Here is a 22,564-nt window from a genome sequence, read left to right as displayed (position 1 = left end):
CCGGTGTTCCCGGGCCGTGCCAGGTTGCGACCCCACTGCACGCATCCGTAAATGACCAAATCCGAGCTGATCGAAATCCTGGCGCGCAAGCAGGCGCATCTGAAGTCGGACGACGTCGATCTGGCGGTGAAGTCGTTGTTGGAAATGATGGGCGGCGCCCTGTCCGGCGGCGATCGCATCGAGATCCGCGGCTTCGGCAGCTTTTCCCTGCATTACCGGCCGCCGCGCCTGGGACGCAATCCCAAGACCGGCGAGTCCGTCGCGCTTCCCGGCAAGCACGTGCCGCATTTCAAGCCCGGCAAGGAGCTGCGCGAGCGCGTGAGCGGCGTCGTCCCGGTCGAATCCGACACGCCCTGAGCCCGGCGTCCGGCGTTTGCCGGAATCCACGCCTGTTCGGCTAATCTAGTGTCTCCCGACGCTGGAGTTGCTCATGAAGATTGCACGACTGCTGATCCTGCTGGTATTGCTGTTGGCCGGCCTGGTCATCGGGTCGCTCAATTCGCAGCCGATCCAGATCAACTTCGTGTTCTCCAGCATCGCCACCACCTCCGGCATCGCCATCATCGTCTCGCTGTTCGCGGGCGTGCTGATCGGCGCCTCGCTGGTGCTGGCGGCCCTGGTGATCCCCCTGTATGCCAAGCTGCGTCGCGCCAACAAGGCCGCGAACGCCGCTGCGCCGGCCGTCGCGCCGGTCTCTCCCCATGCCCACCAGCCCTTGGACGGACGCTGATCTTCGATGGACTTTCTGACCGAGTGGTTCTGGTTCTTCCTGTTCCTGCCGCTGGCGGCGCTGAGCGGCTGGGTGATCGGCCGCCGTGGCGGCCAGCGCCATGGCGATACTCAGGTCAGCCGGCTCTCCAGCACCTATTTCCGCGGCCTCAACTATCTGCTCAACGAGCAGCCGGACAAGGCGATCGAGCTGTTCCTGCACATCGCCGAACTGGACAAGGAAACCTTCGAGACCCAGGTCGCGCTGGGCCACCTGTTCCGCCGGCGCGGTGAAGTCGACCGCGCCATCCGCCTGCACCAGGGCCTGGTCCAGCGCGGCGACCTGAGCGATGCGCAGCGCGTGCAGGCCTTGCTGGCGCTGGGCGAGGACTACATGAAGTCGGGGCTGCTGGATCGCGCCGAAACCGTGTTCACCGAGCTGGCGCAGATCGACCAGCGCGCCCCGCAGGCGCTCAAGCACCTGATCGGCATCTACCAGGCCGAGCGCGACTGGGAAAAGGCCATCGACAACGCCACCCGCTACGAAGAGGTGACCGGCGAGCCGATGGGCAAGCTGATCGCCCAGTTCGAATGCGAACTGGCCGACCGTTATCGCGCCTCGGGCAAGAACGACCTGGCACGGGCGGCGATCGCGCGCGCCTACCAGGCCGACGCCAAGTCGGTGCGCGCCGGCATCCTGGAAGGGCGCATCGACGTCGACGACGGCAACGACGAAGCCGCCATCCGCGCCTTCGAGCGCGCCGCGCGTCATGATCCGGACTACCTGCCGGAGATCATGCCGGCGCTGATGGACTGCTACCGCCGCGGCAACGATCTCAGCGGCGCGCGCGCGTTTCTCTCGGAAATGACCGAGCACTACCGCGGCATCGCTCCGGTGCTGGCGCTGACCCGCCTGATGGAGTCGCAGGAAGGCATTTCCGCCGCGCGCTCCTACCTGGGCCGGCAGCTCAAGGACCGCCCGTCGGTGCGCGGCGAGTCGGCGCTGATCGACCTGACCCTGGCCGAGGGCGCCGATTCCACCGCGACCCTGCAGGATCTCAAGCACATCACCGACCAGTTGCTGGTGCGCAATCCCAGCTACCGCTGCACCCGCTGCGGCTTCGGCGCGCGGACCCACCACTGGCAATGCCCTAGCTGCAAGGAGTGGGGCACGGTCAAGCCGCTGCTCAACTACGCGGTGGTGTAGTGCCCATCGCAGGAGCCGCGCTGCTCTTGGCGCTCGGGGTGTTCAGCGCGGCCGGCACCTGGCTGTCGCGCCAGTACGCACTCAAACGCGAGTTGATGGATGCGCCCGGCGAGCGGCGCAGCCACACCGTGGCGACACCGCGCGGCGGTGGCGTGGCCATCGTGGCGGCGGTGCTGCTGGCCTGCGGCTGGGCGGCGCTGCAATGGCCGCAGCAGGGTGCCGGGATCGCCACCTTCGCCGCGGGCCTGCTGCTGGTCGCCGGCGTCGGCTGGTGGGACGACCACCGCTCGCTGTCGGCGGGGCTCCGATTGCTGGTGCACGCGGTGGCGGCGACCCTGCTGGCTGCACTTGTCTACAAAGCGAACCAACCGCTGTGGATGGTCGCGCTGGTGTGGTTGGCGACGGTCTCGCTGATCAATATCTGGAATTTCATGGACGGCATCAATGGCTTGGCCAGCAGCCAGGCGATGCTGGCCGCCGTCGGATTTGCCTGCCTGCTGCCGGCGCCGCTGCGTTGGCCATGCTGGGTCCTGCTGGTGGCCTGCGCGGGATTTCTGCCGTTCAACTATCCCCGCGCACGCATTTTCCTCGGCGATGTCGGTAGCGGCGCGCTCGGCTACCTGATCGCTGCGCTGTTCGCCTGGTGCATCGTCGCCGGCGAGCAGGCGCCTTGGCTGCCGGCATTGCCGCTGTCGACCTTCGCCATCGACGCCGGCTTCACGCTGGCCTCGCGCATGCTCGCCGGCGAACGCTGGTGGCAACCGCACGCGCAACATTTCTATCAGCGTTGGGTACACACCGGCAGTAGCCATACCGTCGTCACGCTCGCCTACGGTCTGTTCAGCATTGTCGCGATTACAATTGCGCGGTTGGGCAGACCGCTGGATGCGGGTACGCAGGCCGGTCTGACGATCGCCTGGTTCTGTTCGGCAGGTGTGCTTTGGCTGGCTTTGCGCAACCGGATGCGCCGAACTCTTACGGATTACTGATGCTTTCCACGCGCGACCGAGTCACCGAATTGTTTCCCAAGGCCTCCGTGGTCATCCACGATCTGGCCATCGTCTGGGTCTGCTGGCAACTGCTGCACGCTGCGCGTTACACCATGCTCCCCGGCGAGCACCCGCTCCCGTTGTGGAACCTCAACACCGCGATCGTGTTGGCGGCGCAGGGCCTGGTGTTCTGGAAGGTCGGCCTGTACCGGGGCCTGTGGCGCTTCGCCAGCGTTCCCGACCTGCTCAATATCTTCAAGGCCAGTTTCTATGGCCTGGTGGCGATCGTCCTGGGGCTGGCCTACAGCCGCTTCGATGCGATCCCGCTGTCGGTGCTGATGGTGTACCCGTTCGCGCTGTCGGCGCTGCTGGGCGCGCCGCGCCTGCTGTACCGCGCCTGGAAGGATTATCAGATCGCGCACTCGGACGATAGCGCGCGGCGCGTGCTGATCGTTGGCGCCGGCCGTGCGGCCGAGGCGCTGGTGCGCGACCTGCGCCGGTCCGGTGCCTATCAGCCCGTGGGCTTCGTCGACGATGCCGGCCATCTGCATGGCGCCAAGCTGCAGGGCCTGCCGATCCTGGGCCGCATCGACGAAGCCGGCGCGATCGCCAAGGAGACCGCGGCCAAGCTGCTGGTCATCGCGATCCCGTCGCTGGACGCGGCCGGCATGCAGCGCGTGGTGGCGATCTGCGAAAGCACCGGCCTGCCGTTCCGCACCGTGCCGCGCCTGCTCGACGTGCTCGAAGGCCACTACCTGCCGGGCGAGCTCAAGGAGGTCGCGATCGAGGACCTGCTCGGGCGCAAGCCGGTGACGCCGGACTGGAAGCTGATCAAGGGCTGGCTGTCCGGGCGGACCGTGCTGGTCACCGGCGCCGGCGGCTCGATCGGCTCGGAACTGTGCCGGCAGTGCGCGCGTCACGGTGCACGCAAGATCGTGCTGCTGGAGATCAACGAACTGGCGCTGATCACCATCCATGCCGACTTGCGCCGTACCTTCCCCGATCTGGAGATCGACTGCGTGCTCGGCGACTGCGGCGATCCGGCGGTGATCCGCCATGCCATGCGCGTGGCCGAGCCCGACGCCGTGTTCCATGCGGCCGCCTACAAGCAGGTGCCTTTGCTGGAGCAGCAGTGCCGCGAGGCGGTGCGCAACAACGTCCTGGCCACCGAGAACGTGGCGCGCGCCTGCGTCGCTGCCAAGGTCTCGACCTTCGTGTTCATTTCCACCGACAAGGCGGTCAATCCGGTCAACCTGCTCGGTGCGTCCAAGCGCTACGCCGAGATGGTGTGCCAGTCGCTGGACGACCAGGCGGTGAGCACGCGCTTCGTGACGGTGCGCTTCGGCAACGTGCTGGATTCGGCCGGCAGCGTGGTGCCGCTGTTCCGCGAGCAGATTCGCCAGGGCGGCCCGGTGACCGTCACCGATCCGCAGGTGACGCGCTACTTCATGACCATTCCCGAAGCCAGCCAGCTGATCGTGCAGGCCGCGGCGTCCGCGTCGCATGGCGCCATCTACACCCTGGACATGGGCGAGCCGGTGCCGATCCGCCTGCTGGCCGAGCAGATGATTCGCCTGGCGGGCAAGCAGCCCGGACGCGATATCGCCATCGTCTACACCGGCCTGCGGCCGGGCGAGAAGCTGCACGAGACGCTGTTCTACGCCGACGAGAACTACCGGCCGACCTCGCATCCGAAGATTCTGGAAGCGGGCGTGCGCAGTTTCTCGCGCGAGGACGTGCTGCGTGGCGTGCAGCAGTTGCGCGCCGCGGTGGCCGACTACGACAGCGAGACCATCGAGAAGGTGCTGCGCATGACCATGCCGGAGTTCGCGCCCTTGCGTCAGCAAGACGATCACGACGGCTCCGCTACCATCGTTCCATTCCCCGCACGCGAGGCCAGAAGGCTCTGATGAGCAAGAGAATCCGCAAGGCAGTATTCCCGGTGGCAGGTTTGGGCACCCGCTTCCTTCCCGCCACCAAGACCGTTCCCAAGGAGATGCTGCCGATCATCGATCGGCCGTTGATCCAGTACGCCGTGGACGAGGCGATCGAGGCCGGTTGCGACACCCTGATCTTCGTCACCAACCGCTACAAGCACGCGGTCGCGGATTACTTCGACAAGGCCTACGAACTGGAGCAGAAGCTGGAGCGTGCAGGCAAGCACGAGCAGCTGGAAATGATCCGCCACGTGCTGCCCGACGGCGTGCGCGCGATCTTCGTGACCCAGGCCGAAGCGCTGGGCCTGGGCCATGCGGTGCTGTGCGCCAAGTCGGTGATCGGCGACGAGCCGTTCGCGGTGCTGTTGCCGGACGACCTGATCTGGAACCGCGGCGACGGCGCGCTGAAGCAGATGGCCGATCTCAACGAGCGCAGCGGCGCCAGCGTGATCGCGGTGGAAGACGTGCCGCACGAGAACACTGCCAGCTACGGCATCGTCGCCACCGAGGCCTTCGATGGCCGCAAGGGCCGCATCGCCCAGATCGTCGAGAAGCCCAAGCCGGAAGACGCGCCGAGCGACCTGGCGGTGGTGGGGCGCTACGTGCTCAGCTCGAAGATCTTCGAGCTGCTGGAAAGCACCGGCACCGGTGCCGGCGGCGAGATCCAGCTGACCGACGCCATCGCCGCGCTGCTGAAGACCGACGAAGTCGACGCCTACCGCTTCGAGGGCACCCGTTTCGACTGCGGCACCCATCTGGGCCTGGTCGAGGCGACCATCCGCTTCGCGCTGGAGAACAAGAAGCTGGCCAAGCCGGCGCGCGAGAAGCTGACCCAGATGCTCGCCGAGGAGTGAGCCTGGCGCCGCGCGCCGCTGCAGGGCGGTGCGCGGGTCGCGTGCTGATGCAGTAGCTTCAAGCAACTGATTCGACCGGATAGGTTGAATCGAATGACCCACAGAAAAGGCAGCCGTGAGGCTGCCTTTTCTGTGTGTGCGCGGGTCTGTACAGCAATGCTTGATGCCTGACCCTTACCCCAACCCCTCTCCCGGTGGGAGAGGGGCTATGTGCTGCTCCCTTCTCCCATCGGTTGGCCCGCAGGAGGGCCGGATGAGGGGAGGGTGCCGCCGCTTACAGCGCCTCGATGATGCCCGCGGCGCCCATGCCCGTGCCGATGCACATGGTGACCATGCCGTACTTCTGCTTGTGCCGGCGCAGGCCGTGCACCAGGGTGGCGGTGCGGATCGCGCCGGTGGCGCCCAGCGGATGGCCCAGGGCGATGGCGCCGCCCAGCGGGTTGACCTTGGACGGATCCAGGCCGCTGTCGCGGATCACCGCCAGCGACTGCGCGGCGAAGGCTTCGTTGAGCTCGATCCAGTCCAACTGGTCCTTGCTCAGGCCGGCCTGCTTGAGCGCCTTCGGAATCGCCTCGATCGGACCGATGCCCATCACTTCCGGACGCACGCCGGCGACCGAGAAGCTGACGAAGCGGGCCAGCGGGGTCAGCCCGTAGTCCTTGATCGCCTGCTCGGAGGCCAGCAGCACCGCACCGGCGCCGTCGCTCATCTGCGAGGAGTTGCCGGCGGTGACGCTGCCGCCGAACTGGCCGTTGCGGAACACCGGGCGCAGCTTGGCCAGGCCTTCGATCGAGCTGTCCGGGCGCGGGCCTTCGTCGGTATCGACCAGCTTCTTGCGCAGCGCGATGACGTTGCCGGCCAGGTCGGGCTGGTGCGAGACGATCTCGTAGGGACTGATCTCGTCGCGGAACTCGCCGGCGGCGATCGCGGCGATGGCCTTCTGGTGCGAGGCGAGGGCAAAGGCGTCCTGGTCCTCGCGCGACACCTTCCATTCCTCGGCCACCTTCTCGGCGGTGATGCCCATGCCGTAGGCGATGGCGACATGGTCGTCGGCGAACACGCTCGGCGACAACGCGACCTTGTTGCCCATCATCGGCACCATCGACATCGATTCGGTGCCACCGGCCAGCATCAGGTCGGCGTTGCCCAGGCGGATCTGGTCGGCGGCCAGCGCCACCGCCTGGATGCCGGAGGAGCAGAAGCGGTTGATGGTCTGCCCGGCCACCGAGTTCGGCAGGCCGGCCAGCAGCACGCCGATGCGCGCCACGTTCATGCCTTGCTCGCCCTCGGGCATCGCACAGCCGATGATCGCGTCGTCGATGCGCGAGGTATCGATGCCCGGCGCCTGCGCGACTACCGCGCGCAGCACGTGCGCGAGCATGTCGTCGGGACGGGTGTTGCGGAACATGCCCTTGGGCGCCTTGCCGACCGGGGTACGGGTGGCGGCGACGATGTAGGCTTCCTGGATCTGTTTGCTCATGGCTTTCTCCGAAAGCCGGGAATAGGGAATGGAGAGTCGGGAATCGTGAAGCGATTCGCGCGATCTGCGGCAGTCCTACTTCCGGCAGAAAATTAGGGGGAGAAGGAGGAGCCGGGAATGCGTTTCCATTCCCGATTCCCCATTCCCGATTCTCAGTTCCTCAGCGGCTTACCCGTCTTGAGCATGTGCCCGATGCGTGCCTGGGTCTTTTCCTGTTGGGCCAGTTCGACGAAGTGCTTGCGCTCGAGCTTGAGCAGCCACTCCTCGTCCACCAGGGCGCCGCGATCGACCTCGCCGCCGCAGACCACGGTGGCGATGCGGGTGGCGATCTCGTAGTCGTACTCGCTGATGAAGCGGCCTTCCAGCATGTTGACCAGCAGCATCTTGAAGGTGGCGATGCCGACGTCGCCGGCGACCTGGATGCGGCGCGCCGGCAGCGGCGGACGGTAGCCGCCCTCGGCCAGGGCGCGCGCCTCGGCCTTGGCGATGTACAGCGATTCGTAGCTGTTGAACACCACCTTGTCGGTGCCGCGCAGCAGGCCCAGTTCCTTGGCGTTGACCGCCGAGGTGGAGACCTTGGCCATCGCCACGGTCTCGAAGGTCTTCTTCAGTTCGGCGAACACGTCGCCGCCCGGACCCGCGGCCTGGGCCGCGCGCACCGCGATCTCCTTGAGACCACCGCCGGCCGGCAGCAGGCCCACGCCGGCCTCGACCAGGCCGATGTAGCTCTCCAGCGCAGCCACGGTCTTGGCGCTGTGCATCTGGAACTCGCAGCCGCCGCCCAGCGCCAGCCCGCGCACTGCCGCGACCACCGGTACCAGCGAATACTTGATGCGCTGGCTGGTGGCCTGGAAGTTGGCGACCATCGCCTCGAACGCATCGACCTTGCCGGCCTGCAGCAGGCCCAGCGCGCCGGCCAGGTCGGCGCCGGCGGAGAAGGGCTCCTTGTGCTGCCACAGCACCAGGCCCTTGAAGTCCTTCTCGGCGCGGCCGACCGCCTCCTGCAGGCCGTCCAGCACCTGGTCGGAGACGGTGTTCATCTTGGTCTTGAAGCTGACCACGGCGATGTCGTCGCCGTCGTGCCACATGCGCAGGCCGTCGTTCTCGAACACGGTCTCGCCCTGCGCGAACGTCTCGCCCAGCAGCGGGTCGGGGAAGCGCTGGCGCTTGTACACCGGCAGCGCGGAGCGCGGCAGCTTGGCGTCGCGCGCCGGGCTGTACGAGCCTTCGGCGGCGTGCACGCCGTCGCGGCCGTCGAACACCCAGTTCGGCAGCGGTGCGCTGCTCATGCTCTTGCCGGCGGCGATGTCGTCGGCGATCCACTGCGCGACCTGCTTCCAGCCCGCGGCCTGCCAGGTCTCGAACGGACCCAACGCCCAGCCGTAGCCCCAGCGGATCGCCAGGTCGACGTCGCGCGCGGTCTCGGCGATGTCGGCCAGGTGGTAGGCGCTGTAGTGGAACAGGTCGCGGAAGGTCGCCCACAGGAACTGCGCCTGCGGATGCTGGCTCTCGCGCAGCTTGGCGAACTTCTCCGCCGGGTTCTTGATCTTCAGGATCTCGACCACCTCCGGCGCCGCGGCGCGGTCGGCCGGGCGGTAGTCCTGCTTCTGCAGGTCCAGCACCACGATGTCCTTGCCGACCTTGCGGAAGATGCCGGCGCCGGTCTTCTGGCCCAGGGCGCCCTTGCCGATCAGCGCCTCCAGCCACTTCGGCGCCTTGAAGAAGGCATGCCAGGGATCGTTCGGCAGGGTGTCGCCCATGGTCTTGATGACGTGGGCCATGGTGTCCAGGCCGACCACGTCGGAGGTGCGGTAGGTGGCCGACTTCGGACGGCCGACCAGCGGGCCGGTGAGGCCGTCGACCTCGTCGAAGCCCAGGCCGAACTGCTCGGTGTGGTGGATGGTGGACAGGATCGAGAACACGCCGATGCGGTTGCCGATGAAGTTCGGCGTGTCCTTGGCGTAGACCACGCCCTTGCCCAGGGTGGTGACCAGGAAGCTCTCCAGGCCTTCCAGCACCGACGGCTCGGTGTGCTTGGCCGGGATCAGCTCGGCCAGGTGCATGTAGCGCGGCGGGTTGAAGAAGTGCACGCCGCAGAAGCGGTGGCGCAGCTGCTCCGGCAACACGTCGGACAGGGCGTTGATGCCCAGGCCGGAGGTGTTGGACGCCAGCACCGCGTGGTCGGCCACGAACGGCGCGATCTTCTTGTACAGGTCCTGTTTCCAGTCCATGCGCTCGGCGATGGCTTCGATGATCAGGTCGCAGCCGCGCAGCTGCTCCAGGCCGGAGTCGTAGTTGGCCGGGGTGATGGCCTCGGCCAGCGCGCTGCTGGCCAGCGGCGCCGGGCTGAGCTTGGTCAGGTTGGCGATCGCCTTGAGCACCACGCCATCGGCGGGGCCTTCCTTGGCGGGGAGGTCGAACAGCACGGTGTCGACGCCGGCGTTGGTCAGGTGCGCAGCGATCTGCGCACCCATCACGCCCGCGCCCAGGACGGCGGCACGGCGGACGAGCAGGGGATTGGACATAGCGATCAGCCTCTGTGGGTCAACGTTTGCGGGATCAGGGAGCCGAGTGGGCGAGGAAGCCGGCTTCGGCGAAACGGATGAGTTCGCGGGCGGCGTGGGCACGGTGCGCGCCCTCGCTGACGCCGGCGGGGCGCTTGATCAGGCCGAAGTCGGCCATGGCGTAGGTCAGGGCGCCGGCCAGGAAATCCAGGCGCCAGTACAGTTCCTGCTTGCTCAGCCCGGGCACGCAGGCGGCGATGGCCTTGCCGAACTCGCGCAGCACGTGGCCGTAGTGGTCGGACAGGAACTGGCGCAGGCTGTCGTTGTTCTCGGCGTAGGCGCGGGCGATCACCCGCACGAAGGCGCCGCCGCTCTGCCGCTCCTGGGCCATGGCCAGGGCCGGCTCGACGAAGGCGGCCAGCACCGGGCCGAGCTGGCCGGGATGCTGCCGCTGCGCGGCCTCCAGCTGCGCCATGCGCGCGGCGGTCATTTCGTCCATGCGCCGCCGGAACACCTCGTTGACCAGGTTTTCCTTGGACCCGAAGTGGTAGTTGACCGCGGCGATGTTGACGTCGGCCTGGCTGGTGACCTGGCGCAGCGAGGTGCCGGAAAAGCCGTGCTGCGCGAACAGGTCCTCGGCCGCGCTGAGGATGCGGTCCTTGGTCGAGAAGTGCGCTTGCTTTGCCATGCGGCCGCCAGAATCAATCAAACGATTGTTTGAGTCTAGGCCCGGCCGGCAGTGGCGTCATGCTGCTGTGCAGCACGATTCAGCCTGGCCGTGCAAAGCCGGCGCCGATTGGATAGAATTGTCCATCGCAATTCTGGCTAAGCCCGCGTTTTGACGCGGGTTTTTTTCATGTTAACCTCGGGCCTTCAGTGGCCCGCCCAACGGAGAACTTCCCATGGCGCTGGAGCGCACCCTGTCCATCATCAAGCCCGATGCCGTCGCCAAGAACGTCATCGGCGAAATCTACTCGCGCTTCGAGAAGGCCGGCCTGAAGGTCGTGGCCGCCAAGTACAAGCAGCTGTCGCGCCGCGAGGCCGAGGGCTTCTACGCCGTGCACCGCGAGCGCCCGTTCTTCAATGCGCTGGTCGAGTTCATGATCTCCGGCCCGGTGATGATCCAGGCGCTGGAAGGCGAGAACGCCGTGGCCGCGCACCGCGACCTGCTGGGCGCCACCAACCCGAAGGACGCTGCGCCGGGCACCATCCGCGCCGACTTCGCTGATTCGATCGACGCCAACGCCGCGCACGGCTCGGATTCGGTCGAGAACGCCGCCAACGAAGTGGCGTATTTCTTCGCCGCCACCGAAGTGGTTTCGCGCTAAGCGAGGTCGTCGTGAACGAGGTTGTCCATCCTCCCTTGGCCATCGCCGATCCCGTGCGGACCGGCGCGGCGGCCAAGCAGAATCTGCTCGACCTCGATCGCGAGGGGCTGGAGCGTTTCTTCGCCGAGACCCTCGGCGAAGCGCGCTACCGTGCCCACCAGGTGATGAAGTGGATCCATCACCGCTACGTCACCGACTTCGACCAGATGACCGACCTCGGCAAGGCGCTGCGCGCCAAGCTGCAGCAGCATGCCGAGGTCGTCGTCCCCAACATCGTGTTCGACAAGCCCTCCGCCGACGGCACCCACAAGTGGCTGCTGGCGATGGGCGTGGACGGCAAGAACGCGATCGAGACCGTGTACATTCCCGACAAGACCCGCGGCACGCTGTGCGTGTCCTCGCAGGTCGGCTGCGGTCTCAACTGCACCTTCTGCTCCACCGCCACCCAGGGTTTCAACCGCAACCTGTCCACCGCCGAGATCATCGGCCAGGTGTGGGTGGCGGCGCGGCACCTGGGCAACGTGCCGCACCAGATGCGCCGTCTCACCAACGTGGTGATGATGGGCATGGGCGAGCCGCTGATGAATTTCGACAACGTCGTGCGCGCGATGAGCGTGATGCGCGACGACCTGGGCTATGGCCTGGCCAACAAGCGCGTGACCCTGTCCACCTCGGGCCTGGTGCCGCAGATCGACCGCCTGTCCAGCGAGAGCGACGTGTCGCTGGCGGTGTCGCTGCATGCGCCCAACGATGCGCTGCGCGAGACCCTGGTCCCGCTCAACAAGAAGTACCCGATCGCCGAACTGATGGCCGCCTGCGCGCGCTACCTGCGCGCCAACAAGCGCCGCGAGTCGGTGACCTTCGAATACACCCTGATGAAGGGGATCAACGACCAGCCCGAGCATGCGCGGCAACTGGCGCGGCTGATGCGCCAGTTCGACAACGCGGTGCAGTCGGCCAACGCCGGCAAGGTCAACCTGATCCCGTTCAATCCGTTCCCCGGCACGCGCTACGAGCGCTCCGGCGAGACCGAGATCCGCGCGTTCCAGAAGATCCTGCTGGACGCACAGGTGTTGACCATGGTGCGGCGCACGCGTGGCGACGACATCGATGCGGCCTGCGGGCAGCTCAAGGGGCAGGTCATGGACCGCACCCGCCGCCAGGCCGAGTTCAAGCGCGAATTGCAGACGCGGGCGGATCGGGATGCGGCGGCGTAGCCAACGGCGTTCCCTCGCGGTGGTGGCGATCGCAGTGCTGGCCTTGCCGGGCTGCAACTGGATCGCCGCCAAGACCGGCACCGTGCGCACCGCCGAACAGGTGCAGCCGCATTATTCCTTCCGCGACAACCGCGCGGTGAAGGCGCGCGTGGCCTTGCAGGAGCAACTGGGCCTCGCGGCCAATGGGCTCGCCTCCAACGACCTTGACGCGGCGCAGACGCACGCGCGCAAGGCGCTCTCGTTGGACGCCGATTCGGTGGACGCCTTGACCGTGCTGGCGGTGGTCGCCGATCGCCGAGGCGATGCCGCGACCGCCGGCGGCTACTACCGCAAGGCCGCGGAGCTGGCGCCGAGCAACGGCGCGACCTTGAACAACTACGGCGCCTGGCTGTGCGCGAACGGTTCGCCGGCCGAGTCGCTGACCTGGTTCGACCGCGCGCTCGCGCTCCAGGACTACGCCACGCCGGCCTCGGCCCTGGCCAACGCCGGCGGCTGCGCGCTGCAGGTCGGCCAGCGCGAGCGCGGCGAGCGCGACCTGCGCAAGGCGCTGGACCTGGACCCGGACAACGCGTACGCGCTCGAGGCGATGGCCCGCAACGAGGTCGCGCAAGGGCGCTTTTTCGAGGCGCGGGCCTTCTCCGAACGGCGCCTGGCGGCTGCGCCTGCCACCGCTTCCGTGTTACAACTTGCTATTCAGATTGAGCAAAGGCTGGGCGACAAGGCTGCCGCCGGCCGTTACCAACAGCGGTTGCGCAAGGAGTTTCCCGACGCCGCGACCACGACACCCGGGGCTAGTGCATTGTGATCAGTGATTCCAATCCGAACGCTTTCGATGGCGCCAAAGGCTGCGGGCAACAGCTCCGCGAAGCGCGCGAAGCGGCGGGCCTGAGCATCGACGACGTCGGCAGCCGACTGCGCATGCCGGTGCATGTGGTGCAGGCACTCGAGTCGGAGCAGTGGCAGCGCCTCGGCGCGCCGGTGTTCGTCCGCGGGCAGCTGCGCAGCTATGCGCGCCTGCTCGGCGTCGATCTGGAGCCGTTGCTGCAGACCGCGCAGATCGCGCCGGTGCAGCCGGTCGAATTGATCAGCCACACGCATACCCCGCCGCTGCGGCGCATGCTCGAGAGCGCCACCCGGCGCATGGTCTACGTGGTGATCACCGCCGGACTGGCGGTGCCGGTGTGGTACGCCACCCGCAGCCATTTCGCCGACGACAATGGTCCCAGCACCGCATCGCTGGACGTGGTCCCGGGCGCGCCCGGCAGCACCGCCGCCGCGACCGCAACGCCTGCCGCCGGTAACCCCGCGCCGGCACCGGCCGCGCCGGCGGCCGCACGCCCGGCGCCGAGCGCCGCGCCGTACATCGCCTCGCTGACGCCGATGCCGCGTCCGGCGGCGGAGCCGGAGAAGAACAGTCTGAGTCTGTCGTTCCAGGGCGATAGCTGGGTGCAGATCCTCGCGCCCGACGGCACGCCGGTGGAAAAGGCGCTGCTGAAGGCCGGCGAGAGCCGCACCTATGCGCCGGGCCAGGTCGGGCGCGTGGTGCTGGGCAATGCCTCCGCGGTCCAGGTTCAGCATGCCGGGAGTACCGTGGACCTGACCCCGTTCAGGCGCGCGAACGTGGCGCGCTTTGCGGTATCCTCTGACGGTTCCGTGGTGCCCGCCTCCGAGTGACGGCGGCGCGGTTCCTCACTTTCCACATTTCATGTCCCGTCGCAGCGGCGGGGCGAGAGTACGCATGGCGATTGACGACCTGCTCGACGAGCACGAACAAAGCGAACGCGTCCGCACTTGGCTCAGGAAGAACGGCGCCGGCCTGATCGGCGGCATCGTGCTGGGCCTCGGCGCGATCATCGGCTGGCAGTGGTGGACCAAGCAGCGGTCCAACGACCTGGCCCAGGCCAATGCCCGCTACGAAGCGGTGCTCAAGAGCATCCAGGCCAATCAGCTGGACAAGGCCGCCAAGGACATGGCGGAACTGCAGAAGGGCTCGGCCAACATCTATGCCGAACTGGCGGCGCTGCGCCTGGCCAAGGCGCAGGTCGATGCCGGCAAGTCCGATGCCGCGCTGAGCACGCTGCGCGCGCTCAAGGCCGACGGCGAAATGAAGGTGCTGGTCGATCACCGCGTGGCCCGGCTGCTGATTTCCAGCGGCAAGCCGCAGGACGCGCTGCCCCTGGTGGCCTCGGCCACCGACGCGCAAGGCCTGGAAATTCGCGGCGATGCGCTGATCGCGCAGGGCAAGCGCGACGCGGCGCGCGATGCGTACAGCAAGGCGCTGACCAGCCTGGACGTGGCCTCGCCGCAGCGGCGCGTGGTCGAAACGAAATTGATGGATGCGGGCGGCAGCGTGCCGAATGCCGCGGAGCCGATCTGATGAAGGTAGTCATGTTCAAGCGTGTCGCCACCGTGGCCCTGCTGGGTCTGGCGCTGTCCGGCTGCACCACCGTCAAGGGCTGGTTCGCCGGCAAGGATGCGGCCGCCAAGAAGGCCGCCGAGCCGGCCGAACTGGTGAAGTTCACCCCGTCGGTGAAGGTGGTGAAGCTGTGGTCCACCGACGCCGGCAAGGGCGAGCGCCGCATCGGCGTGCGCCAGCATCCGGTGGTGGCCGACGGCAAGGTGTATGCGGCCGCGACCTCCGGCACGGTCTACGCGCTGGATCTGCAGACCGGCAAGACCCTCTGGGAATACGACGCCAAGCAGGCGCGCAAGCAGCAGCTGTCGCAGGTCGAGGACCAGCCGAAGAGCCAGGTCGAGAGCGAGTCCGGCAAGAACCTGTCCAAGGACGAGCGCGCCGCCTACAAGCAGCGCCTGCGCAACGAGAAGCAACAGGCCAAGGAGCGCAAGCGGCTAGAGAAGAAGCGCCCGCTGCCGCGCTTTGCCGGCGGCCCGGGCGTGGGCGACGGCCTGGTGGTGGTCGGTGCGCTGGACGGCGAGGTGATCGCGCTCGATGCTGCCAACGGTACCGAGAAGTGGCGCGCCAAGGTGCCCAACGAAGTCATCGCCGCGCCGGTGATCGCGCAGAACATGGTGTTCGTGCGCAGCAATGACGGCCGCACCACCGCCTTCGATGCGGCCACCGGCCAGCAGCGCTGGTTCAATGCGCAGGAACTGCCGAGCCTGACCGTGCGCGGCAACGCGCCGGTGGTGGCGGGTCCGGGCGTGCTGTTCATCGGCAACGACGACGGCACCCTGGCCGCGCTGGCGATGCAGGATGGCCGCGTGCTGTGGGAGCAGACCATCGGCGTGCCGGAAGGTCGTACCGAGCTGGAGCGCATGTCCGACGTCGACGGCGCGCCGGTGCTCGACGGCACCACGCTGTACGCCACCAGCTTCAAGAACGAGACCGTGGCGCTGGAAGGCCCGAGCGGCCGCCCGCTGTGGAACCGCGATCATGGCGGCGCCGGCGGCGTCGGCGTCAGCTCCGGCAACGTGGTGGTGGCCGACAACGCCGGCACCGTGTGGGCACTGGACAAGGCCTCCGGATCGGCGATGTGGTCGCAGCCGGGGCTGGCGCGTCGCTCGCTGACCGGCGTGGCGATCCAGGGCGATTACGCCGTGGTCGGCGACTACAAGGGCTATCTGCACTGGCTGCGGCTCGACAACGGCGAGTTCGCCGCGCGCGAGCGGGTCGGACGCCAGCCGCTGGTGGCGCAGCCGGTGGTCGCGGACGGGATCCTGCTGATGCAGAACACGAAAGGCGACCTGGCCGCGTTCCGGTTGGGTCAATAACAAGAGAAGGATGTCGCGATGCTGCCGCTGGTCGCCCTGGTTGGACGGCCGAATGTCGGCAAGTCCACGCTGTTCAACGCGCTGACGCGCAGCCGTGACGCGCTGGTCCACGACCAGCCCGGCGTCACCCGCGATCGCCACTACGGGGTGTGCCGGCTGGCGCCGGACACCCCGTTCGTGATCGTCGATACCGGCGGCATCTCCGGCGAAGAGGAAGGCCTGGCCGGCGCCACCGCCGAGCAGGCGCGCGCCGCCGCCGGCGAGGCCGACCTGATCCTGTTCGTGGTCGACGGCCGCGAGGGGTCGTCCGCACTCGACGACGAGATCCTGGCCTGGCTGCGCAAACTGGCGCGGCCGACCCTGCTGCTGATCAACAAGATCGACGGCACCGACGAGGACCAGGTGCGTGCCGAGTTCGCGCGCTACGGCCTCGGCGACGCCATTGCGGTCTCCGCCGCGCACCGCCACGGCATCGACGACCTGCTCGAGGAAGTCCTGGAGCGGTTGCCGGAAGAGGGCGCCGGCGAGACCCTGGACACCGATCCGGCGCGCATGCGCATCGCCTTCGTCGGCCGCCCGAACGTCGGCAAGTCGACCCTGGTCAATCGCCTGCTGGGCGAGGAGCGCATGATCGCCTCCGAGGTGCCCGGCACCACCCGCGACTCGATCGCGGTGGACCTGGAGCGCGACGGCCGCCTGTACCGGCTGATCGACACCGCCGGCCTGCGCCGCCGCGGCCGCGTCGAGGAAGCGGTTGAGAAGTTCAGCGCGTTCAAGACGTTGCAGGCGATCGAGCAGTGCCAGGTGGCAGTGCTGATGCTCGATGCCGGCGAAGGCGTGACCGACCAGGACGCGACCGTGCTCGGTGCGATCCTCGACGCCGGTCGCGCCCTGGTGGTGGCGATCAACAAGTGGGACGGGCAGAGCGACTACCAGCGCGCCCAGGCCGAAGACCTGTTGTCGCGCAAGCTCGGGTTCGTCAGCTGGGCCGAGGCGGTGCGCATCTCCGCCAAGCATGGCTCGGGCATGCGCGAGCTGTTCCAGGCGATCCATCGCGCGCACGCCTCGGCGGTGCGCGAGTTCAGTACCAGCGAAGTCAACCAGGCGCTGGAAATCGCCTACGAGAGCAATCCGCCGCCGAGCATCCGCGGCCACGTCTCCAAGCTGCGCTACGTGCATCCGGGCGGCAGCAATCCGCCCACTTTCATCGTCCACGGCACGCGCCTGAAGGTGCTGCCGGAATCGTACAAGCGCTACCTGGAGAACTTCTTCCGCAAGCGCTTCAAGCTGGTCGGCACGCCGGTGCGCTTCATGTTCCGCGAAGGCGCCAATCCGTACGAAGGCAAGAAGAACGTGCTGACCGAGCGCCAGATCGCCAAGAAGCGGCGCCTGATGAAGCACGTCCGCGGCAAGTAGCCGCACGATGGACCCGCAGCGCGCGATCACCCTCGGCATTCTCGCCGGCGGCCGCGCGCAACGCCTGGGCGGATGTGACAAGGCCTGGCTGCGACGCGACGGGCAGGCGCAGGTGCAATGGCTGGTGCAGGCGTTGGCGCCGCAGGTGGCCGCAGTGCTGGTCAGCGCCAACCGCAACCTGTCGCGCTATGCCGCCATCGGCCTGCAGGCGCTGCCGGACCGCGTCGCAGCGCCGGCCGGGGGCGAACGTTCGCTGGGGCCGATCGCCGGGCTGGACGCACTCGCCGCCACCTGCGCCACGCCGTGGCTGCTGACCGTGCCGGTCGACCTGTGCCGGTTGCCGCCGGACCTGGCCGCCACGCTGGCCGCGGCCGCTGTGGGCCGCGATGGCGCCTGGGTCGAGGATGCCGCCGGCGCGCAGCCGCTGGTGGCGCTGTATCGGGTAGCCGCGCTGCGCCCGGCGCTGGACGAGGCGCTGGCAGCCGCCCGCTATGCGCCACGCGCGGTGCAGCAGCGCCTGCGGATGGCGGCGGTGGCGTTGCCGGAACTCGTGCTGGGCAATCTGAACACGCCGCAGGACTTGGCCGCAGCGGGTATCCTGCCGCCACCATGACCGACTATCCCTCCCGGATCGCCTACACCGACGCGCTGGCGATCGTCGCTGCCGCCGCGCGTGCCCGCCCCGTCAACAGCGAGCGCCTGGCGGCGTCGCGCGCCGATGGCCGCATCCTGCTGGAACCGCTGGAGGCGCCGATCGACCTGCCGCCGTTCGCCAACAGCGCGATGGACGGCTTCGCGCTGCGCCATGCCGACCTGACCCCGGGGGCGCCGACCGACGTGCGCCTGGCCGGCGAACAGTTCGCCGGCGCCGATCGGCAGCAGGCGCTCGCGCCCGGCGAATGCCTGCGGGTGACCACCGGCGCGCCGCTGCCGGCCGGTGCGGATACGGTGGTGATCAAGGAGAACGTGCACGAGCACGATGGTCTCGTGCAGGTCCCGGACGGACTCCTTGCCGGCGCACACGTGCGTGCGCGCGGCGAGGACGTGCGTGCCGGCGAGCGCGTGCTCGAGGCCGGCATGCTGCTGACGCCCTCGCGCATCGGCCTGGCCGCGGCCCTGGGCATGGACCAACTGACGGTGGCGGCACGGCCGACCGTGGCGGTGTTCGCCACCGGCGACGAACTGGTCGAGCCGGGCATGCCGTTGCAGCCGGGCCAGATCTACAACAGCAACCGCGACATGCTGATGGCGCAGCTGCGCCTGCTCGGCCTGGCGCCGACCGCCTGGCCGACGCTGCCGGACGATCCGCAGCGCATCCAGGCCATGCTCGCCGATGCGGCCTCGGCGTTCGACGTGGTGCTGACCTGCGGCGGCGTCTCCGCCGGCGAGAAGGACTACCTGCCGCGGCTGCTGGCCGAGCACGGCCGCATCCTGTTCTGGAAGGTGCGCATGCGCCCGGGCATGCCGCTGCTGTTCGGCGAGTGGGAACGTGCCTTGTTCCTCGGCCTGCCGGGCAATCCGGTGTCGGTGCTGGCGACCTTCCTGGCGATCGGGCGGCCCTTGCTGGATGCGCTGCAGCGGCGCAGCGAGCCGCACCGGGCCTGGCGCGCACGGCTGGCGTCCGGCTGGGACAAGCGCCACGACCGGCTGGAGTTCCTGCGCGGGCGCATGCGCTGCGATGCGCACGGCCAACTGTGGGCGGAACCGAATCCTGCGGACGGCTCGCATCGCCTGCGCGGAGCCGCCGACAGCGACGTGCTGCTGCGATTGGAGGAGGGCGCGCGCCAGTTCCAGGCCGGCGACGTGGTCGAGGTGGTGCCGTACTGAGCGGCGCGGCGGACGGCGGACGCGGGCCCGGTTTGCGCCGATAATGCGCGCATGGGCATTCGAGAACTGACCCCGGCACAGGCGCAGGCGCGGCAGGCGCAGGGTGCGCGCTTGCTCGACATCCGCGAGGAGCACGAGCGCGCCACCGGCATGGCCGCCGGCGCGCAGGGCGTGGCCCGCGCGCAGTTGCAGGCCGACCCGGCCGCCTATCTCGGCACCGACACCGAGGTGCTGCTGATCTGCCAGAGCGGCAAGCGCTCGCACGACACCGCGGTGTTCCTAGCGCAGGCCGGCTACCCGCAGGTCGCCTCGGTGCTGGGCGGCACCACACGCTGGCAACGCGAGGGCTTGCCGCTGCAGCGGCCGGCGCTGGCGCCGGAGCAGGAGGACTTCTTCGACCGCTATTCGCGGCATCTGCGCCTGCCCGAAGTCGGGGTGGAGGGCCAGCGCCGGCTGCAGGCCGCGCGCGTGCTGCTGGTCGGCGCCGGCGGCCTGGGCTCGCCGGCCGGTTTCTACCTGGCCGCCGCCGGGGTGGGGCAGTTGCGCATCGCCGACGACGACGTGGTCGAGCGCAGCAACCTGCAGCGGCAGATCCTGCACGGCGACGCGCGGATCGGCCAGGCCAAGGTGGACTCGGCCGCGGCAAGCCTGGGTGCCCTGAATCCGGGCGTGCGGGTGGAAGCGGTGCGCGAGCGGGTCACCGCCGACAACGTCGAGCGGCTGCTGCAGGACGTGGACGTGGTGCTGGACGGCTCTGACAATTTCCCCGCGCGCTACCTGCTCAACGACGCCTGCGTGAAGCTGGGCAAGCCGCTGGTGTACGGCGCGGTGCAGCGCTTCGAGGGCCAGGTCAGCGTGTTCGACGCCGGCCGCCGGCGCGGGCAGGCACCGTGCTACCGCTGCCTGTTCCCGGAGCCGCCGCCGCCGGAGTTCGCACCGAACTGCGCCGATGCCGGCGTCCTCGGCGTGCTGCCCGGCATCGTCGGCCTGCTGCAGGCCAACGAAGTCTTGAAGTTGCTACTGGACATCGGCGAACCGCTGCGCGGCCGCCTGCTGCATTTCGACGCGCTGGCGATGCGCTTCCGCGAAACCCGCCTGTCCGCCGATCCGCAGTGCCCGCTGTGCGCGCCGGAGCGGCCGTTTCCAGGCTATATCGACTATGCACAGTTCTGTGGCACTGAGCCTTAGCTGTCATTAGGTGTCGCTGTTCGCGGCGGCGTCCGTACCCTCATCCGTCCCTTCGGGGCACCTTCTCCCGATGGGAGAAGGGAGGCGTGGTCTGCACGTTGATCGCATGATCGCGATCGTCCGGTGCATGATCACGTGCACGCATCACGAAGGCGCGTTGGGCGCAGCACGCAGTGCGCCGCGTCTCACCTCGCATCCCGATCCATGGGGATGCTCCGGCCTTGTGCGTAGAATCGGGGCATGACGAGTGCAGCCGACAGCAGCGAATTGATCAAGGTGGTGGCGCTGCTCGGCGCCGCCGTGGTGGCGGTGCCGGTGTTCCGGCGGCTCGGCCTGGGCTCGGTGCTCGGCTATCTCGCTGCCGGCCTAGCGATCGGTCCATTCGGCCTGGGTTGGTTCTCCGATCCGCAGGCCATCCTGCACGTCGCCGAACTGGGCGTGGTCATGTTCCTGTTCGTGATCGGCCTGGAAATGCGGCCGTCGCACCTGTGGAGCCTGCGCAAGCAGATCTTCGGTCTGGGCACCGCGCAGATCATCGTCTGCGCCAGCGTGCTGACCGGCGTCGGCCTGGCCTTCGGGTTTCCGCTGCCGGTGGCCTTCATCGCCGCCTCGGGCTTCGTGCTGACCTCCACCGCGGTGGTCATGCAGTTGCTCGGCGAGCGCGGCGACATCGCCCTGCCGGCGGGGCAGAAGATCGTGGCGATCCTGCTGTTCGAAGACCTGTTGATCGTGCCGCTGCTGGCGGTGGTGGCGTGGATGGCGCCGGTGCCGGCGGATGCCTCGGCGCCGTCGCGCTGGATCGGCATCGGCGTCGGTGCCGCGGCGATCGTCGGTCTGCTGGCGGCCGGACGCTGGCTGCTCAATCCGCTGTTCCGGCTGTTGGCCGCGGCCAAGGCGCGCGAGGTGATGACCGCGGCCGCCCTGCTGGTGGTGCTGGGCGCGGCGCTGCTGATGCAGCTCGGCGGGCTGTCGATGGCGATGGGCGCGTTCCTGGCCGGCGTGCTGCTGTCCGAATCGACCTTCCGTCACCAGATCGAAGCCGACATCGAGCCGTTCCGCGGCATCCTGCTGGGGTTGTTCTTCCTCGGTGTCGGCATGGCGCTGAACCTGGCGGTGGTGGCGGCCAACTGGACCCTGATCCTCAGCGGCGTGCTCGCCTTCATGGCGGCCAAGGCCGCGTGCATCTACCTGGTCGCGCGGCTCACCGGCAGCGGCCATGCGCAGGCGCTGGATCGCGGCGTGCTGATGGCGCAGGGCGGCGAGTTCGCCTTCGTGCTGTTCGCCGCCGCCAGCGGTGCCGGCGTCATCGACGCGCAGATCAACGCCAACCTGACCGCCATCGTGGTGCTGTCGATGGCGCTGACGCCGCTGTTCGTACTGCTGTACCGGCGCTGGGCACCGGTGGAGGCGCCGTCGATGGAAGGCGTGGATGCGGCCGACGGCCTCACCGGCAGCGTGCTGATCATCGGCTTCGGTCGCTTCGGCCAGGTCGCCAGCCAGTCGCTGCTGGCGCGCGACGTGGACGTGACCATCATCGACAACGACATCGAGATGATCCAGAGCGCGGCCAAGTTCGGCTTCAAGATCTACTACGGCGACGGCACCCGCCTGGACGTGCTGCACGCCTCCGGCGCGCACAGCGCCCGCGCCATCGCGGTGTGCGTCGACAACCGCGAGGCGGCCAACCGCATCGTCGAACTGGCCACCACCGAGTTTCCGCAGGCCAAGCTGCTGGTGCGCTCCTACGACCGCGAGCACGCGCTGGAGCTGATCGCCGCCGGCGTCGACTACCACATCCGCGAAACGTTCGAATCCGCGGTGGAGTTCGGCCAGGCCGCGCTGATCGAGTTGGGCATGGACGAGAGCGAAGCCCGCTCCATCGCCCGCGAGATCCGCCGTCGCGATGCCGAGCGGCTGGAACTGGAGATCGCTGCCGGCACGGTGCGCGCCGGCACCGGCCTGATGTACGGCAACATCACCCCGGCGGTGCCCACGCCGACCCCGTTCACGCCGCCGCGGCGCGAAAGCCGCACGCTGAATCCGGAAGGCGTGCCGGTGACGGAGCCAGCGCAGGAGCGTGACGGCACATAGCCGCAATCGTTGGCGGGGAGTTGTACGAGCGGCTTCAGCCGCGACAGTGTCTTCCGGGAACGCCTGGTCGCGGCTAACGCCGCGTC

The 22,564-nt window shown here is 68.7% G+C and carries 20 protein-coding genes; 17 read left to right on the top strand and 3 right to left on the bottom strand.

From position 1 onward, the window contains the following. The first annotated feature begins 51 nt into the window (after window positions 1–51). The 6 genes from Q7W82_RS13885 (at window position 52) to galU (ending at window position 5,695) form a co-directional block, all read left to right on the top strand. Complete coding sequence (locus Q7W82_RS13885; RefSeq protein ID WP_010342890.1) at window positions 52–357, top strand: integration host factor subunit beta; 306 nt, start codon at window positions 52–54, stop codon at window positions 355–357. 73 nt (window positions 358–430) lie between these two features. Then, window positions 431–730, top strand: coding sequence for a LapA family protein (locus Q7W82_RS13880; RefSeq protein ID WP_010342891.1), 300 nt, complete (start codon window positions 431–433; stop codon window positions 728–730). A gap of 6 nt (window positions 731–736) precedes the next feature. Next, entirely contained in the window at window positions 737–1,915 is a 1,179-nt protein-coding gene (lapB, locus tag Q7W82_RS13875) for a lipopolysaccharide assembly protein LapB (RefSeq protein WP_160947820.1), read from the top strand. Further along, window positions 1,915–2,904, top strand: a complete 990-nt coding sequence (locus Q7W82_RS13870; protein WP_242158992.1) for a glycosyltransferase family 4 protein — start codon at window positions 1,915–1,917, stop codon at window positions 2,902–2,904. The genes lapB and Q7W82_RS13870 overlap by 1 nt, the downstream gene beginning before the upstream one ends. After that, window positions 2,904–4,814: a nucleoside-diphosphate sugar epimerase/dehydratase gene (locus Q7W82_RS13865; protein WP_242158991.1), complete on the top strand. Its 1,911-nt coding sequence runs from the start codon at window positions 2,904–2,906 to the stop codon at window positions 4,812–4,814. Before Q7W82_RS13870 ends, Q7W82_RS13865 begins: the two co-directional genes overlap by 1 nt. Beyond that, window positions 4,814–5,695, top strand: coding sequence for a UTP--glucose-1-phosphate uridylyltransferase GalU (gene galU / locus Q7W82_RS13860; protein WP_242158990.1), 882 nt, complete (start codon window positions 4,814–4,816; stop codon window positions 5,693–5,695). Before Q7W82_RS13865 ends, galU begins: the two co-directional genes overlap by 1 nt. A gap of 274 nt (window positions 5,696–5,969) precedes the next feature. Here the strand turns inward: galU and Q7W82_RS13855 are convergent, their stop codons facing one another. From Q7W82_RS13855 to Q7W82_RS13845, 3 genes are all read right to left on the bottom strand, one after another. After that, window positions 5,970–7,175, bottom strand: a complete 1,206-nt coding sequence (locus Q7W82_RS13855) for an acetyl-CoA C-acyltransferase (RefSeq protein ID WP_010342896.1) — start codon at window positions 7,173–7,175, stop codon at window positions 5,970–5,972. A 152-nt stretch (window positions 7,176–7,327) separates the two neighbouring features. Then, window positions 7,328–9,700 carry a 3-hydroxyacyl-CoA dehydrogenase/enoyl-CoA hydratase family protein gene (locus Q7W82_RS13850; protein WP_242158989.1) on the bottom strand — a complete coding sequence of 791 codons (2,373 nt, stop codon included), beginning with the start codon at window positions 9,698–9,700 and terminating at the stop codon, window positions 7,328–7,330. A gap of 34 nt (window positions 9,701–9,734) precedes the next feature. Beyond that, on the bottom strand, window positions 9,735–10,367 hold the full coding sequence (locus Q7W82_RS13845) for a TetR family transcriptional regulator (RefSeq protein ID WP_242158988.1): 633 nt from the start codon (window positions 10,365–10,367) through the stop codon (window positions 9,735–9,737). A 214-nt stretch (window positions 10,368–10,581) separates the two neighbouring features. Between Q7W82_RS13845 and ndk the strand changes: the two genes are divergently transcribed. From ndk to Q7W82_RS13790, 11 genes are all read left to right on the top strand, one after another. Further along, complete coding sequence (ndk, locus tag Q7W82_RS13840) at window positions 10,582–11,007, top strand: nucleoside-diphosphate kinase (protein WP_002812972.1); 426 nt, start codon at window positions 10,582–10,584, stop codon at window positions 11,005–11,007. 35 nt (window positions 11,008–11,042) lie between these two features. Continuing rightward, the gene (gene rlmN, locus Q7W82_RS13835; RefSeq protein ID WP_160947870.1) at window positions 11,043–12,224 is read left to right on the top strand and encodes a 23S rRNA (adenine(2503)-C(2))-methyltransferase RlmN; all 1,182 of its coding nucleotides are present in this window, start codon (window positions 11,043–11,045) and stop codon (window positions 12,222–12,224) included. Continuing rightward, window positions 12,211–13,029, top strand: coding sequence for a type IV pilus biogenesis/stability protein PilW (gene pilW / locus Q7W82_RS13830; protein WP_242158987.1), 819 nt, complete (start codon window positions 12,211–12,213; stop codon window positions 13,027–13,029). The genes rlmN and pilW overlap by 14 nt, the downstream gene beginning before the upstream one ends. Continuing rightward, window positions 13,026–13,898, top strand: a complete 873-nt coding sequence (locus tag Q7W82_RS13825; protein WP_242158986.1) for a RodZ domain-containing protein — start codon at window positions 13,026–13,028, stop codon at window positions 13,896–13,898. Before pilW ends, Q7W82_RS13825 begins: the two co-directional genes overlap by 4 nt. 64 nt (window positions 13,899–13,962) lie before the next feature. After that, entirely contained in the window at window positions 13,963–14,601 is a 639-nt protein-coding gene (locus Q7W82_RS13820) for a tetratricopeptide repeat protein (RefSeq protein WP_242158985.1), read from the top strand. Continuing rightward, window positions 14,601–15,956, top strand: coding sequence for an outer membrane protein assembly factor BamB (bamB, locus tag Q7W82_RS13815; RefSeq protein WP_242158984.1), 1,356 nt, complete (start codon window positions 14,601–14,603; stop codon window positions 15,954–15,956). Before Q7W82_RS13820 ends, bamB begins: the two co-directional genes overlap by 1 nt. A gap of 18 nt (window positions 15,957–15,974) precedes the next feature. Next, complete coding sequence (gene der, locus Q7W82_RS13810; RefSeq protein ID WP_242158983.1) at window positions 15,975–17,372, top strand: ribosome biogenesis GTPase Der; 1,398 nt, start codon at window positions 15,975–15,977, stop codon at window positions 17,370–17,372. Between the two features lie 7 nt (window positions 17,373–17,379). Beyond that, window positions 17,380–17,985, top strand: a complete 606-nt coding sequence (locus Q7W82_RS13805; protein ID WP_242158982.1) for an NTP transferase domain-containing protein — start codon at window positions 17,380–17,382, stop codon at window positions 17,983–17,985. Further along, window positions 17,982–19,199: a gephyrin-like molybdotransferase Glp gene (gene glp, locus Q7W82_RS13800; RefSeq protein ID WP_242158981.1), complete on the top strand. Its 1,218-nt coding sequence runs from the start codon at window positions 17,982–17,984 to the stop codon at window positions 19,197–19,199. Before Q7W82_RS13805 ends, glp begins: the two co-directional genes overlap by 4 nt. A gap of 51 nt (window positions 19,200–19,250) precedes the next feature. After that, a complete protein-coding gene (gene moeB, locus Q7W82_RS13795; RefSeq protein WP_242158980.1) occupies window positions 19,251–20,387 on the top strand; it encodes a molybdopterin-synthase adenylyltransferase MoeB in 1,137 nt (378 codons plus the stop codon). 240 nt (window positions 20,388–20,627) lie between these two features. Then, window positions 20,628–22,478 carry a monovalent cation:proton antiporter-2 (CPA2) family protein gene (locus Q7W82_RS13790; protein WP_242158979.1) on the top strand — a complete coding sequence of 617 codons (1,851 nt, stop codon included), beginning with the start codon at window positions 20,628–20,630 and terminating at the stop codon, window positions 22,476–22,478. The last annotated feature ends 86 nt before the right edge of the window (window positions 22,479–22,564 follow it).

It is taken from the genome of Xanthomonas indica, assembly GCF_040529045.1.
Lineage (GTDB): Bacteria > Pseudomonadota > Gammaproteobacteria > Xanthomonadales > Xanthomonadaceae > Xanthomonas_A > Xanthomonas_A indica.
The sequence above is the reverse complement of the archived record's forward strand: the minus strand, read 5'-3'. Positions and strand labels throughout refer to the sequence as shown.

Excerpts from the sequence above, each read along its gene's own strand:
- Q7W82_RS13820 (WP_242158985.1), top strand. The coding sequence starts at position 13,963 with ATGGCGATTGACGACCTGCTCGACGAGCACGAACAAAGCGAACGCGTC.
- lapB (WP_160947820.1), top strand. The coding sequence starts at position 737 with ATGGACTTTCTGACCGAGTGGTTCTGGTTCTTCCTGTTCCTGCCGCTG.
- glp (WP_242158981.1), top strand. The coding sequence starts at position 17,982 with ATGACCGACTATCCCTCCCGGATCGCCTACACCGACGCGCTGGCGATC.
- Q7W82_RS13880 (WP_010342891.1), top strand. The coding sequence starts at position 431 with ATGAAGATTGCACGACTGCTGATCCTGCTGGTATTGCTGTTGGCCGGC.
- Q7W82_RS13845 (WP_242158988.1), bottom strand. The coding sequence starts at position 10,367 with ATGGCAAAGCAAGCGCACTTCTCGACCAAGGACCGCATCCTCAGCGCG.
- bamB (WP_242158984.1), top strand. The coding sequence starts at position 14,601 with ATGAAGGTAGTCATGTTCAAGCGTGTCGCCACCGTGGCCCTGCTGGGT.
- Q7W82_RS13850 (WP_242158989.1), bottom strand. The coding sequence starts at position 9,700 with ATGTCCAATCCCCTGCTCGTCCGCCGTGCCGCCGTCCTGGGCGCGGGC.
- Q7W82_RS13790 (WP_242158979.1), top strand. The coding sequence starts at position 20,628 with ATGACGAGTGCAGCCGACAGCAGCGAATTGATCAAGGTGGTGGCGCTG.
- Q7W82_RS13865 (WP_242158991.1), top strand. The coding sequence starts at position 2,904 with ATGCTTTCCACGCGCGACCGAGTCACCGAATTGTTTCCCAAGGCCTCC.
- der (WP_242158983.1), top strand. The coding sequence starts at position 15,975 with ATGCTGCCGCTGGTCGCCCTGGTTGGACGGCCGAATGTCGGCAAGTCC.
- galU (WP_242158990.1), top strand. The coding sequence starts at position 4,814 with ATGAGCAAGAGAATCCGCAAGGCAGTATTCCCGGTGGCAGGTTTGGGC.
- Q7W82_RS13885 (WP_010342890.1), top strand. The coding sequence starts at position 52 with ATGACCAAATCCGAGCTGATCGAAATCCTGGCGCGCAAGCAGGCGCAT.
- Q7W82_RS13855 (WP_010342896.1), bottom strand. The coding sequence starts at position 7,175 with ATGAGCAAACAGATCCAGGAAGCCTACATCGTCGCCGCCACCCGTACC.
- moeB (WP_242158980.1), top strand. The coding sequence starts at position 19,251 with ATGGGCATTCGAGAACTGACCCCGGCACAGGCGCAGGCGCGGCAGGCG.
- pilW (WP_242158987.1), top strand. The coding sequence starts at position 12,211 with ATGCGGCGGCGTAGCCAACGGCGTTCCCTCGCGGTGGTGGCGATCGCA.
- Q7W82_RS13805 (WP_242158982.1), top strand. The coding sequence starts at position 17,380 with ATGGACCCGCAGCGCGCGATCACCCTCGGCATTCTCGCCGGCGGCCGC.
- ndk (WP_002812972.1), top strand. The coding sequence starts at position 10,582 with ATGGCGCTGGAGCGCACCCTGTCCATCATCAAGCCCGATGCCGTCGCC.